The organism is Pseudomonas sp. RU47 (assembly GCF_004011755.1).
Classification (GTDB): Bacteria; Pseudomonadota; Gammaproteobacteria; order Pseudomonadales; family Pseudomonadaceae; genus Aquipseudomonas.
In genome coordinates, this window is the sequence record NZ_CP022411.1 from 3,409,478 (window position 1) to 3,423,269 (window position 13,792).

Annotated in this window: 11 protein-coding genes; 6 read left to right on the forward strand and 5 right to left on the reverse strand. The window is 59.7% G+C overall.

The window, feature by feature from the left end; all coding sequences use genetic code 11:
* On the forward strand, window positions 1-993 hold the full coding sequence (locus CCX46_RS15405; protein WP_127927743.1) for a LacI family DNA-binding transcriptional regulator: 993 nt from the start codon (window positions 1-3) through the stop codon (window positions 991-993).
* A gap of 54 nt (window positions 994-1,047) precedes the next feature.
* Here CCX46_RS15405 and CCX46_RS15410 read toward each other — a convergent pair whose 3' ends face one another.
* The 4 genes from CCX46_RS15410 to CCX46_RS15425 all read right to left on the reverse strand — a co-directional run bounded on the left by CCX46_RS15410 (window position 1,048) and on the right by CCX46_RS15425 (window position 5,961).
* Window positions 1,048-3,450 (reverse strand): TonB-dependent receptor, encoded by a 2,403-nt coding sequence (locus CCX46_RS15410; RefSeq protein WP_127927745.1) that lies wholly within the window; start codon window positions 3,448-3,450, stop codon window positions 1,048-1,050.
* Between the two features lie 67 nt (window positions 3,451-3,517).
* Window positions 3,518-4,465 (reverse strand): FecR domain-containing protein, encoded by a 948-nt coding sequence (locus CCX46_RS15415; protein ID WP_127927748.1) that lies wholly within the window; start codon window positions 4,463-4,465, stop codon window positions 3,518-3,520.
* Entirely contained in the window at window positions 4,456-4,974 is a 519-nt protein-coding gene (locus CCX46_RS15420; RefSeq protein WP_127927750.1) for a sigma-70 family RNA polymerase sigma factor, read from the reverse strand. Before CCX46_RS15420 ends, CCX46_RS15415 begins: the two co-directional genes overlap by 10 nt.
* 87 nt (window positions 4,975-5,061) lie before the next feature.
* On the reverse strand, window positions 5,062-5,961 hold the full coding sequence (locus CCX46_RS15425; RefSeq protein ID WP_127927753.1) for a helix-turn-helix domain-containing protein: 900 nt from the start codon (window positions 5,959-5,961) through the stop codon (window positions 5,062-5,064).
* A gap of 162 nt (window positions 5,962-6,123) precedes the next feature.
* Between CCX46_RS15425 and CCX46_RS15430 the strand changes: the two genes are divergently transcribed.
* The 5 genes from CCX46_RS15430 (at window position 6,124) to CCX46_RS15450 (ending at window position 12,511) form a co-directional block, all read left to right on the forward strand.
* Complete coding sequence (locus CCX46_RS15430) at window positions 6,124-7,482, forward strand: glutamine synthetase family protein (protein ID WP_127927754.1); 1,359 nt, start codon at window positions 6,124-6,126, stop codon at window positions 7,480-7,482.
* A 160-nt stretch (window positions 7,483-7,642) separates the two neighbouring features.
* Complete coding sequence (locus CCX46_RS15435; RefSeq protein WP_127927756.1) at window positions 7,643-8,731, forward strand: polyamine ABC transporter substrate-binding protein; 1,089 nt, start codon at window positions 7,643-7,645, stop codon at window positions 8,729-8,731.
* Entirely contained in the window at window positions 8,728-10,029 is a 1,302-nt protein-coding gene (locus CCX46_RS15440; RefSeq protein ID WP_127927758.1) for an NAD(P)/FAD-dependent oxidoreductase, read from the forward strand. The genes CCX46_RS15435 and CCX46_RS15440 overlap by 4 nt, the downstream gene beginning before the upstream one ends.
* Before the next feature lie 255 nt (window positions 10,030-10,284).
* Complete coding sequence (locus tag CCX46_RS15445) at window positions 10,285-11,940, forward strand: PqiB family protein (protein WP_127927760.1); 1,656 nt, start codon at window positions 10,285-10,287, stop codon at window positions 11,938-11,940.
* A gap of 16 nt (window positions 11,941-11,956) precedes the next feature.
* The gene (locus CCX46_RS15450; RefSeq protein ID WP_127927762.1) at window positions 11,957-12,511 is read left to right on the forward strand and encodes a PqiC family protein; all 555 of its coding nucleotides are present in this window, start codon (window positions 11,957-11,959) and stop codon (window positions 12,509-12,511) included.
* Between the two features lie 5 nt (window positions 12,512-12,516).
* Here the strand turns inward: CCX46_RS15450 and CCX46_RS15455 are convergent, their stop codons facing one another.
* On the reverse strand, window positions 12,517-13,362 hold the full coding sequence (locus CCX46_RS15455; RefSeq protein ID WP_238704415.1) for a site-specific integrase: 846 nt from the start codon (window positions 13,360-13,362) through the stop codon (window positions 12,517-12,519).
* Window positions 13,363-13,792: the final 430 nt, after the last annotated feature.

Sequence of the window (13,792 nt, forward strand, 5' to 3'; positions counted from 1 at the left end):
ATGACTTCAGTGAAAGACGTTGCACAACTGGCCGGCGTGTCCCTGATGACGGTGTCTCGAGCGCTCAATAGTCCGGAAAAACTGAGCCCCGAAACCCTTCTACGGGTGCGTCGTGCCATTGATGAACTGCAATTCGTACCCAGCCTGTCAGCGCGCAAGATGCGCGGTGACAACCTCCAGTCGCGCACCATCGGCGTGTTCGCGCTGGACACCGCGACCACGCCCTTCGCGGTCGAGCTGCTGCTGTCCATTGAGCAGACCGCGCAACAGGCCGGCTGGAATGTCTTTATCCTCAACCTGCTCAGCAACCCGCCCACCGACCAGAACATTGATCTGATGCTGTCGCACCGTCCGGACGGCTTGATCTTCAGCGCCATGGGGTTTCGCCAGGTCAGCATTCCCGAGCGCTTGAAGAGCAAGCCTCTGGTGCTCGCCAATTGTCTGGCAGATGACAGCAGCCTCGTCAGTTATGTGCCCGACGACGAAATGGGCCAGTATCGCGCCGTACACCACGCGTTGAGCCTCGGCTACAAGCGTCCTCTGTGTATCAATCTGCCGAAACAGAGTCTGGCATGGGGGCTGCGACAGAAAGGCCTGCAGCGTGCCTGTAAGGCATTCGGCCTAGCGCCTGACACGCTCCTGCAATACGACCTTTCCGATCATGATGCCTACAGTGAAACAGCCGCTATCCTCGACCGGCATGTCATTGATGGTCGTCCCCAATTCGATATTCTGATCTGTGGCAACGACCGCATTGCCTTCTGTGCCTATCAACTGCTGTTGGGGCGAGGCCTGAAAATTCCCGACGATGTCGCCGTCCTCGGCTACGACAACATGATCGGCATTGCCGAGTTGTTCATCCCGCCACTGACCACCGTGCAACTGCCGTACTACGAGATTGGTCGCCAGGCTGCACGGCATCTGATCGAAACCCTTGAGCTATCGGGAACTCAGCGAGTTGACTGTCCATTGGTGGTCAGGACATCACTGTGAGAGTGGATCCGCTCGCTGATAGCACTCCGATTGCTTTGGATTTGCCGAGTGGAATCAGAAATCCACCGTCGCTGAAAGCAGATAGGTTCTCGGTGTCGACAACGTCAACCCCGGTTCACTGTCATCCGAAGCGCCTGCCGAACTCCAGTAGCGTTTATCCAGCACGTTCTCGACATTGGCGCGCAGGGTGATGGTTTTCTCATCGACTTTGAAGGCGTACCGCGTGCCTACGTCGAAGCGCTCCCAGGAGTCGATTTCCTTGTTGTTTGACTGATCCAGATACTGCGAACTCGAATAGATGCCACGGGTTGTCAGCGTCAGCCCCTGCACAGTCGGCACGTCCCACTCGGCGCCGAGATTGACGTTGTATTTCGGCGTCGCCGGCGCGCGATTGCCGTCGAAGGTGCCATTGGTGGTGTGGGTCAGCTCGCTGTCGATGTACATCACGCCGCCGAGCAAGCGGAAGCCTTTGAGCGGTTCGCCGAACACGCTCAGCTCCACGCCATTGTTCTCACGCTTGCCATTGGGGCCGAAGACTCGCGTGGTGGCGTTGGTTTCGTACGCCGGTTGCTTGATGCGAAACACCGCAGCGGTCAACGCGTAGGCGCCGGCGTCGTATTTGGCCCCCACTTCAACCTGGCGGCTGATAAATGGCGGGAAGATTTCGTCCTCGTTGATGGAGGTCGACGGCGCGATTTTGCCTTGGCTCAAGCCTTCCATGTAGTTGGCGTACAACGACAGTCGGTCCGTGGCCTTGAACAGAATCCCACCCGAAGGCGAAACCTTTTCTTCGTCGTAAGCGGTGTCGCCTTTGACGTCATCGCTCCAGTCGTCGACTTTCACCCGCTGCCAGCGCGCACCGAGGGTCAGCAGCAATCGATCGTCGAAAAAGCCCAGGGTGTCGGACAGCGCTACGCCGCTGAAGCGGTTTTCCGTGTAGACCTTGGCGTCATTGCGTGTCGGCGTGCCGGGTTTTGCTGTTTCCACCGGGTCATACAGGTTGCTGCGCCCTGCCGCGTAACGCGCGCCGCCGTTCTCGAAATCCATGTAGAAGTAGCTGGCCGCGAGGTTGACCTCATGGCTCACCGGCCCGGTATGGAACCAGTTGCGTACGCCTGCCGTGGCTGTGCGCACGTTTTCGTCGCGGGTGAAGTCGCGCGGTTGCACGCTGAAATCACCGGCATCGTTGGTGACAGAAACGGCGTGGCGCAAGAAGTCATGATTACTTTTGCGCGCGCCGACGCCGCCGTACAGCATCACCGAATCATTGACGTCGAACTCAGCGTTGAGCGTGCCGAAGGTGTCCTCGGTTTTCGCCTGAGTCCACGGTTGCGCGTAGTTGCGATGCACCTTATTGGCGCTCGGAACCTTGGCATTGGCCGCGACCTGCACGCGCTCCTGCGGCGCGTCGGTGTCGCGTTCGGTGTGGCCGATATCGGTCGAAAGTCGCAAGCGCTCACCGCGAAAATCCAGGCCGAGCACGGCCATGTCACGGTCGACGCTCTGGTGATCCCACTCGGTATCACCGGATTGTTTGACGCCGTTGAAACGCAGGCCGAACTGATTGTCCTCACCGAACCGCCGGCCGACATCCACCGCGCCACCCACCTGATTATTCGACGCGTAATTGGCCGTCAGCGAAGTGATCGGTTTGTCGGTGGCTCGCTTGGGCACCACGTTGATCCCCCCGCCTACGCTGCCCCGCGGCGAGATGCCGTTGATGAGCTGGCTCGGGCCTTTGATGATATCCACACGATCGGCCATTTCCATGTCAATGGTGTACGTCGGCAGCACGCCATAGAGCCCGTTGTACGCCACGTCGCTGTTGAACAGGCTGAAACCACGGATGGTGAACTGCTCGTAGCGACCACCGGCCGGGTTGGTCGCGCGCACCGACGGATCGCTGGAAATCAGATCGCCCAAGGTGCGCGCCTGCTGATTCTTCACGGCTTCGCTGGTGTAGGTGGTCATGCTGAACGGGGTTTCCATGAAGTCTTTCGACCCCAGCAAACCCTGCGAGCCACGGCGCGCGACTTGGCCGCCGGCAAACACATCGGCATCGCTGGAACCGGTGGCACCGAGAATCGACGTCGGCGCCAGTTGCAGGCTGCCGGCCTCCGGTGCAGGCACCAGGGTGTAAGCCTGATCGCCCACCGGTTGCAGTTGCAAACCAGAACCCAGCAACAACCGGGTAAACCCCTCCTCCACGCCAAACTCGCCGGACAAACCATTGCTGCTGCGCCCGCTGACCAGCGCCGGATCCACCGACAGATTGATCCCGGCCAACCCGGCAAAGCGGGTCAGTGCGGCGCTCAAACTACCGGCCGGCACCTGGTAACTGCGCCGAGCGGCGTCTTCGGCCCAACTGGACTGGATCAACACAGGGCTGGCACTCAGGCTCAGCAGGAGGCTCAACTGCAACAACGGACGCAAACGACTTGGGAATACTGCGGGCATTGGAAGAAGCTCTCGATTTTGTTCACTTACCTGCAATGACCGGTGAGGCGAAAAAAAGGGACAGGCTTCAGACGATATTTTTTCGCGGCGCCAGCGTTACCCAGAAACGCGTGCGCGAATGAACCTCCAATGGCAGGCTCGCCGCCAGCAGCGCCAGCACTTTATCGGTGTCGTCGAGACGGAAACTGCCGGTGACACGCAGACTTTCAAGTGCTGGCTCCCAGCGCAGAAGCCCCGAGCGATAACGGCTCAACTCGCGCAGGAAATCCCCCAACGGCTGGTTTTGCGCCATCAACACACCGTCACGCCAACCCGGCAGTTGGGCGTCGAACAGCGCGATCGGTCCGGCGCCGGAGGCCTGCAAATTGACCTGTTGCCCGGCGTTCAACTGCAGCGCCGGCCCGTGCAACGGCTGCAATTGCACCGAGCCGCTGACCACCGACACGTTGCAGTCACGCTCGTTGAGGCGCACGCAGACTTCGCTGCGGCTGACAATGATCCGACCGTACGGCGCGTTGACCGTCAATGCCGTGCTACCCGGAACGTTGAGCGCCATTTCGCCACGCACCAACGTCAACTGACGGCTGGCCAGATCGACGTTTACCGCACTGGCAGTGTTCAGTAGCAAGGTGCTGCCGTCGGCCAGCCGTGTTCGCGTGTGCTCGCCGGTGGAAGTCTGCAAATCCGCGCGCCAGACGTCGAGTGGCAACTGGCGACTGATCAACCACGCCGCAGGCACCAAAGCCGCCAGACCCAGCGCCCTTTTCAGAGCTACACGCCGCGCCAGATCCGGGCGATCGAGTGTGGCCATGGCCAACGCCGCCGGCACAGCGGAAAAGCGTTGGCGCAACAGCTGGATCTTCTGCCAAGCATTTTCATGACGACTGTCACTGTTGCGCCAATGCTGCAGCCGCGCGTGATCATCATCCGTGGCATCGCCCGATTCGAGCAGCGCCAGCCATTGCGCGGCGGCGCGTGCCACTTCGCGCACTTCTGCGTTGGGCGCTACGCGCATGCTAGATCCAACATCAAGCAATGCTCGTAAGCTTTCGCCATATAACGTTTTATTGTGCGTTCGGAGACCTGCAGGCGCTCGGCGATTTCGCGATAACCGAGGCCTTCAAGCTGACTCCATAAAAACGCCCGACGCACCGCTCGCGGCAAACCATCGAGCAGTTCATCCAGCGCTTGCAGGGTTTCCAGCAGCAGCCAACGTTGCTCCGGCGACGGCACGCATTCTTCGGGCAATTGCGCCAGGGCTTCGAGATAGGCCTTTTCCAGACTGCGGCGGGTGTAGAAATTGCTCAGCAGGCGTTTGCCCACGGTCAGCAGATAAGCGCGCGGCTCACGCATGTCGGCAATCGGCTGAGCGCTGCACAGCACGCGCAAAAAGGTATCCTGGCTCAGGTCCGCCGCATCCCAGGCATTGCCCATGCGCCGCCGCAGCCAGGTTTCCAGCCAGCCTCGATGGTCGCGATAGAGTTCGTGCAGGTGCTGCGGCGATGGCGTCGCTGCTTCAGTCATCTCAAGAGTCCTGCGCGAAGTCAGTTTCAAATGAGAGTGATTCTATTTAACTTGCGCGCCGACACAAAGCCTTTTTATCCACGACATTCATGAGCGCTTCAGCGTCTCGCTCGGCAACTCCTTGAACAACGCCCGGTAACTGCTGGAAAACCTTCCCAAATGCCAGAACGACCACTGCATCGCCACCTCGGCAACCGTAGTTTCCGTGGGCCGGCGTTTGAGCAATTCACGGTGTGCACTGTTCAACCGGCGCAAGCGCAGCCAGTGACTCGGCGTCATGCCGGTGTAGGCCTTGAAGGCTTGTTGCAATTGGCGCAAAGGCACCCCCGCCACGTGCGACAGTTCAAGCAGATTGACCGTGTCTTCCGGCGAATCCGCTGCCCACTCTCCAACCCGTTTCATGATCATCCGTTCTTCGCTGCGCCGCTTTAACCCGCCGCGATCAAGGCTGGAATGAGCGTTGTCGAGGATGAACAAACAGTCTTCGAGAAGTTGCTTTGTCAGCGCATCTTTATCAAGCGGATCAACAGCTTGCGACAACTTCGTGAGAGTTGAGCTTAACCATTTACTGAACAAGGCGTTCTGCCCGCAATTGAGTTGGGTCATGAACAACCCTTCGAGTTTCGCCACATTCAGACCGTGCTGGCGGACGAATTCCGGGCCGAACACCACGGCGATTTCCTGATAGTTCTCCGGGGTGATCCAGATATTGCGGCTGTCTTCATTGAGCAAATAAAGCGCGTTGTCGCTGCGATCAAAACAGAACGCCAAGGCACCCGATGGCGCGCTGAAATTCTGCTCGACGCGGGTGTTCATCTGCTCTTCATAGACCTCGACACCCTGCAGATCCAGATAGCGGATCTGCCCGGCGAAGTGCCCCGGCGACATCTGTTGGTAATGCTGGACCCAGCCCGGTGTGGCGCGGACTTGCTCGGCCACATCGGCGGTGTTGAAAGCTTGAACCTGGAGCGGATTGCACGTTGTCATGGGGTGACCTTGCGCACTCTTTTGGTGCGCTTTGGTGCTGCTTAAAGTGGATAGATGGAACTGCAAGGCTCGCCCAAGATAGTCGTCAACGCGCCACAGGGGAAGGGGCGGAAGATGAAACCCGCCCTCCCCGGCGTCTATAAAACCAATAACGAGGTCTTTATGAATGCCCCTTTCGATCAGCTGTTCACGTGGCTGAAAGATCACAAGATTACCGAAGTCGAATGTGTGGTCAGCGACCTGACCGGCATTGCCCGCGGCAAGATCGCACCGACCAACAAGTTCCTGCATGAGCGAGGCATGCGCCTGCCGGAAAGTGTGCTGCTGCAAACGGTAACCGGGGATTTTGTCGACGACGACATCTACTACGACCTGCTCGATCCTGCCGACATCGACATGGTCTGCAAGCCCGTGGCTGACGCGGTCTACGTGATTCCATGGGCGATTGAACCGACCGCTATCGTCATCCACGACACCTTCGACAAGTTCGGTAACCCGATCGAACTGTCGCCGCGCAACGTGCTGAAGAAAGTCTTGCAGCTCTACACCGACAAAGGCTGGAAGCCGATTGTGGCGCCGGAAATGGAGTTCTACCTGACCCAGCGCTGCGAAGACCCGGACTTGCCGCTGAAAGCACCGCTAGGCCGCTCGGGCCGTGCGGAAAGTGGCCGGCAGTCGTTCTCCATCGATGCTGCCAACGAATTCGATCCGCTGTTTGAAGACGTCTACGACTGGTGCGAACTGCAAGGTCTGGACCTCGACACCTTGATCCACGAAGACGGCCCGGCGCAGATGGAAATCAACTTCCGTCACGGCGACGCGCTGGATCTGGCTGACCAGATCACCGTGTTCAAACGCACCATGCGTGAGGCGGCGCTCAAGCACAACGTCGCCGCGACGTTCATGGCCAAGCCGATCGGCGATGAGCCGGGCAGCGCCATGCACATTCACCAGAGCGTGGTCGAAATCGCCACCGGCAAGCCGATCTTCGCCAATGAAGACGGGCAGATGAGCGAGCTGTTCCTGCATTACATCGGCGGTTTGCAGAAGTACATCCCGAAAGTGCTGCCGATGTTCGCGCCGAACGTCAACTCGTTCCGCCGCTTCCTGCCGGACACCTCGGCGCCGGTCAACGTCGAATGGGGCGAAGAAAACCGCACCGTCGGCCTGCGTGTACCGACGTCCAGCCCGGAAGCCATGCGCGTGGAAAACCGCCTGCCGGGCGCTGACGCCAACCCGTACCTGGCGATTGCCGCGAGTCTGCTCTGCGGTTACATCGGCATGGTCGAAGCCATCGCGCCGAGCGCTGCGGTCCAGGGCCGCGCTTACGAGCGCCGCAACCTGCGCCTGCCGATCACCATCGAAGAAGCGCTGACGCAGATGGAAGAATGCGAAACCGTCGCGCAATACCTCGGCGACAAGTTCGTCCGTGGCTATGTCGCGGTGAAGCGTGCCGAGCATGAAAACTTCAAGCGCGTGATCAGCTCGTGGGAGCGTGAGTTCCTGATGCTGAGCGTTTAACCCAAATCTGCACAAATCCCTGTGGGAGCGAGCCTGCTCGCGAAGGCGTCAGCACAGTCACCATTGATGTTGCCTGACCCACCGCTTTCGCGAGCAGGCTCGCTCCCACAAGGGATTAGCGAACCACCTGAGAAATCCAATAAATTTAAGAGGTGTCGAAATGCGTCTGTTGAAAACCATGGTTCCCGCCGCTCTGGCCCTGATGTGCAGCATCGGAGCCCAAGCCCAGCCACAAGTCAGCGTCTACAACTGGACCGACTACATCGGCGAAACCACCCTCGCCGACTTCCAGAGCCAAAGCGGGATCAAGGTGATCTACGACGTTTTCGATTCCAACGAAACCCTCGAAGGCAAACTGCTCGCCGGTCGCACCGGGTATGACGTGGTGGTGCCGTCCAACCACTTCCTCGCCCGTCAGGTGAAGGCCGGCGCGTTCCTCAAACTTGATCGCTCGCAATTGCCGAACTTCAAGAACCTCGACCCGAAACTGCTCGAACTGCTGGAGAAAAACGACCCGGGCAACGAGCACTCGGTGCCGTACCTGTGGGGCACTAACGGCATCGGCTACAACGTCGACAAGGTCAAGCAAGTGCTGGGCGTCAACCACATCGATTCCTGGGCCGTGCTGTTCGAGCCTGAGAACCTGAAAAAACTCAGCCAGTGCGGCGTGTCGATGATGGACTCCGCTGACGAGGTGTTCCCTGCCGTGCTCAACTACATGGGCATGGACCCGCGCAGCGAAAATCCGGAAGACTTCAAAAAGGCCGAAGCCAAACTGCTGAGTATTCGTCCTTACATCACCTATTTCCATTCCTCGAAATACGTGTCCGACCTGGCCAACGGTGATATTTGCGTAGCCTTCGGTTACTCCGGCGACGTGTTCCAGGCCGCCAACCGCGCCAAGGAAGCCAAGAACGGCGTGAACATCGCTTACGCCATTCCGAAGGAAGGCGCCAACCTCTGGTTCGACCTGCTGGCCATCCCTGCCGATGCGAGCAACACCAAAGAAGCCCATGCCTTCATTAATTACCTGCTCGATCCGCAAGTGATCGCCAAGGTCAGCGCCTCGGTCGGTTACGCCAACCCGAACCCGGCCGCCAAGCAATACATGGATCCGGAGCTGGTCAACAATCCAGAGGTGTACCCACCTCAAGCAGTCCTCGACAAACTCTATATTTCTACCACCCCGCCCCAAGCGATCATGCGTCTGATGACCCGTTCCTGGAGCAAAGTGAAGTCGAACAAATGAATCAGTACACCCAGGAGCACGCCCGCTCCTATTACGCCGCTTCGGCGCGGGCGACCACACCTTATCCAGTACTGGACGGTGACCTGACGGCCGATGTCTGCGTGATCGGCGCCGGGTTCACCGGCGTCAACACCGCCATCGAGCTGGCTCAGCGTGGATTGTCAGTGGTGTTGATCGAAGCCCGGCGCGTCGGCTGGGGTGCCAGCGGGCGCAATGGCGGCCAGTTGATTCGCGGGATCGGTCATGACGTCACCGGGTTCGCCAAGTATGTCGGTCAGGAAGGCGTGCGTTATTTGCAGCGTGCCGGTATCGATTCGGTGGAACTGGTGCGTCAGCGCATCGGCGACAACGCCATCGATTGTGACCTGCGCTGGGGCTTCTGCGATCTGGCCAACACCCCGGCGCAATTCGACGCCTTCAAGGATGAATTGGTCGATCTCGCCGAACTCGGCTATGCCCACGAAACCCGCCTGATCGGCCCGGAGCAGATCCGCCAGCAAGTGGTCAACTCCGACATTTATGCCGGTGGGCTGGTGGACATGGGTTCCGGTCATCTGCACCCGTTGGATCTGGTGCAAGGCGAAGCGCGGCTGGCAGCGTCGCTTGGCGTGCGGATTTTCGAGCAGAGTGAAGTGCTGGAAATCATCCATGGCCCGACCGTGCAGGTGCGCTGCGCAACCGGCACCGTGCGCGCCGGCAGTCTGGTGCTCGGCTGCAATGCGCATCTGGACGACCTCGAACAACAACTCAGTGGCAAGGTGCTGCCGGCCGGCAGCTACATCATCGCCACCGAACCGTTGTCCGAGGCGCGCGCCGCGCAACTGATCCCGCACAATCTGGCGGTGTGCGACCAGAAAGTCGGCCTCGATTACTACCGGCTCTCGGCGGACCGGCGCTTGTTGTTCGGCGGTGCCTGCCACTATTCCGGCCGCGACCCGGCGGACATCGCGGCTTATATGCGACCGAAGATGCTCAAGGTCTTCCCGCAACTGGCGGACATGCGCATCGATTACCAGTGGGGCGGCAAGATCGGCATCACCGCCAACCGCTTTCCGCAGGTCGGCCGGCTCAAGCAGCACCCGAACGTGTTCTACGCGCAGGGCTATTCCGGTCACGGCCTGAACGTCACGCACTGGTGCGCGAAACTGCTCGGCGAGGCAATTCATGCCGGTCACAGTCAGGGCATGGACGTGTTCAGCGGCGTGCCACACATGACCTTCCCCGGCGGCCCGGCCCTGCGCTCGCCACTGCTGGCACTGGGCATGTTCTGGTATCGCCTGCGGGAAATGCTCGGCTGACAGCACAAGCAGCGCTGTCGCGATCTGATCGTTCCCGGCTTTGATCGTTCCCACGCTCTGCGTGGGAATGCCTCAAGGGACGCTCTGCGTCCAGTGACGCGGAGCGTCACGGGCTGCATTCCCACGCAGAGCGTGGGAACGATCATCAAGCACAGGTGAGCTATACACATTTGCTCTATCGCCAAGCACTTCTATATTGATGAGGTGCTTTTGCGTTCCTGACGCTCAGTGCCCAATCAATCGAGGAGGACATGGATGAAGTCGTCAGCCACCGACGAGCCGCGAGCACCAGGCCAAGCCCCAGTCAAAACCCGCCGTTTCGGCATTTCGCTCGTCTGGATCGTGCCGATCGTGGCGGTGCTCGTGGGCATCTCGCTGGTGGTGCACAACGTGATGCAGGAAGGGCCGACGATCATCGTCAACTTCAAGACCGGCAGCGGCCTGACGGCGAACAAGACCGAGGTCAAATACCGCAACGTGGTCATCGGTCAGGTCACGGACGTCGAGTTGAGTGGCGACCAGAAAAGCGTCGACGCCACCATCAAACTGTCCAAACAGGCGGAAACCTTCACGCGCGAAGATTCACAGTTCTGGGTGGTGCGCCCGCGCATTGGCGCCGGCGGCGTCTCGGGCATCGACACCCTGCTTTCCGGTGACTACATCGGCGCCGACGTCGGCCAGTCCGATAGCCGCGCAAAGAACTTCAAGGGTCTGGAAAATCCTCCGCCGATCACCTATGGCGAACCCGGCAAGCGCTTCATGCTGCATGCGCCGGATCTCGGTTCACTGGACATCGGTTCACCGGTTTATTACCGCAAGATTCCGGTCGGCCAGGTCGTCACTTACGCCCTTAACCCGGAAGGCAAAGGGGTCGATATCGAGGTGTTCATTCACGCGCCGAACGACGCGTTCGTCACCGAAAACACCCGTTTCTGGAATGCCAGCGGCATCGACATCAATGTCGGTGCCAACGGCTTTGCCGTGAAGACCGAATCGCTGTCAACCATGCTGGTGGGCGGCATTGCGTTCCGTGCTCCGGATTACAGTCCCAACGATGTGGCCGCCGCCGACGACAAGGATTTCGAACTGTTCGCCGACCAGCAGAGCGCCCTCGCCCCGCCGAACGGCAAGGCGCAATACATGGTGCTGCGTTTCGAGCAGTCACTGCGCGGACTCAAGGTCGATGCGCCGGTCGAGTTCCTCGGTATGGAAATCGGCCGGGTCGTGGGCATCAACCTGGATTTCGATGCGAAAAAACGCACCTTCCCGCTGAACGTCGGCATCGTCATTTACCCGCAGCGTCTCGGTCAGGCCTACAAAAAGATGCTCACCGAATTCAAGCACGACCCCAACGACGAAGCGGCCGGCATCCGCCTGCTGGGCACCTTCGTCGATAATGGCCTGCGTGCTCAGGCGCGCAGTGGCAACCTGCTGACCGGCCAGTTGTACGTGGCACTGGACTTCTTCCCGAAAGCGGAGAAAGTCGCGTTCGACCCGAGCGCTCGCCCGGTCGTTCTACCGACCGTTCCGGGAAGCCTCGAACAGCTGCAGGAGAAACTCGAAGCCGTGGTCGACAAGCTCAACAAGCTGCCGGTCGATCGCATCGCCAACAACCTCGACAGCAATCTGATCGAGCTGCGCAAAGGCCTGACCCAGTTCAACGCCAAGACCCTGCCGGGCGTGCAGAGCACCCTCGCCGACGTCAGCAAGACCTTGCAGTCCGCCAGCTCGACCCTGGCCGAAGATTCGCCGCAACGCGAGAAACTCACCGAGACCCTCGACGAACTCGGACGCATGTCGCGTTCGCTGCGTGAGCTGTCGGATTACTTGGGCCGGCATCCGGAATCGCTGATTCGTGGTCGCCCCGATAACGCCGCGCCTATAGACCTGAAAGGCCCGCCACGCAACTGAGCACAGGAGCTGAACCATGGCTGTACCGCTGAAAATCACCGTGCTCGCTGCGTTCATGCTGCTTGGCGCCTGCCGCAGCGACCCGATCAGCTTCCACACCCTGACGCCGGTACAGATCGCCAACACCCGGACCGGCGCGCAGATTCCGATTGAAGCGCTGAGCGTGCCGCCGCAGGTCGACCGTGCGCAAATCGTTATCCGCCAGGGCAACAGCGGCCTGGCGATTCTGGAAACCGATTGGTGGGGGGCGACACTGGCGGATGAGTTGCGCGGTGCGTTGGCCGATCAATTGAGCAATACCAGTGGGCAAGGCAATGTTTCGGTGCGCATCGAAGTGCAACGCTTCGACTCGATCCCCGGTCAGTACGGCCTGATCGACGCCAAATGGCGCTTGCGTCCTGTCGGCGCCACTGACAATGGCTCGCTGACCTGCCGTTCGACCCTGCAAACACCGTCCGGCCCGACCATCGATGATCTGGTGGGCGCCCAGCAGCACAACGTCAAACGGCTGGCCGATCAGATCAGTCGGGCGGCAACCGGCAACGCGCGCACCTGCCCTTCCCCGTCCTGACAGGCCTACAGATCGAAGCGATCCACCGCACGCCGCCGCTCGTTGTCATCACGCACATCGTAGTTGGCGGTGGTCTGGATGTTGCTGTGGTGCGCGAGCTTCTGCGCGATCGACAGATCATGTTCCTCGATGACCCGCGTAATAAACGAGCGGCGGAAGTCGTGAGGCATGATCTTCACCCCGACCTGGGTGCCACGCTGGCGGGCGATGTAATAGATCGCGTGTTTGGTGATGCGCTCGCGGGTGATGTGGCTGCCGCGACGGATACGATTGAACAGAAAGGCATCGTCGCTCTCGCCTTCCTTGAGTTGCGAGCGGCGCAACTCCAGCCACGCATCGAGTTTGGCGAATGCCCAGGCCGGCGCGTACTTGATCAGTTGTTTGTTGCCCTTACCGGTGACGGTCAGGCTGCGCTCAGTGAAGTCGACCTGATTCAAATCCAGGTCCACCGACTCCGATTTACGCATGCCGGTGCCGTACAACAGCGCAATCACTGCCGCGTCGCGCAGGCCTTGTGGGCGTGGATCGGCGGCGCAAACTTCCATCAGTTCGTGAATCAAGGTGCGCTTCAAGTTGCGGCCCTGAGATAACCGCGTGCCGGCAATGCCTTTGACCGAACGCATCTTCAAAAGATGATCCTGACTGATCAGACTCATGCGCCAGGCTTCATTCATCACCCCGCGCACGGCATTCACATACAGCGACGAGGTATTCGGCGCATAACCGTCGGCGCGCAACGCGGCGACCAGCGCCACGACGTCTTCCGGTTGCAGCCCGTGCCAGGGGATTTCTTCGATATCCACGTCTTCGAAACCCAGGCGGTCCGCAGCATCCTGCAAGACATAGCGCATGGTCAGTTGGCTGGAAGGCGCCAGTCGCGCCAGATAAAGCGTCAGCGGATTAGTGTTGGACGGGGTGGATTCAGTACTCGACAAGTCAATCAAACGAAACGGCCTTGAATAGAAAACAGTTCAACAAAACAACTTAAAAGTGCAAACAAACTTATATAAAGAGCGACTCTTCCGTAAGACTTTTCGACTAAAACAGCCGATGAACGGAAGAAGTCTGAACGGTGGCTGTATGGCTTACAGATAGACGAATCGCCGACCGTTTTTTCATGTTCCTTTGACAAAAACGCGCATAACCTTAGTTACAACAGGTTGCCCCGAAAGGCCTGCAACCCTGCCGGCCGCGGACTGGAAAGTCAATCAGGTATTCCCCGACCGGTAACTCAACCCTTTGAAATTCCGTGTTTTTCAGACAATCGGCTGAAGGATGGCT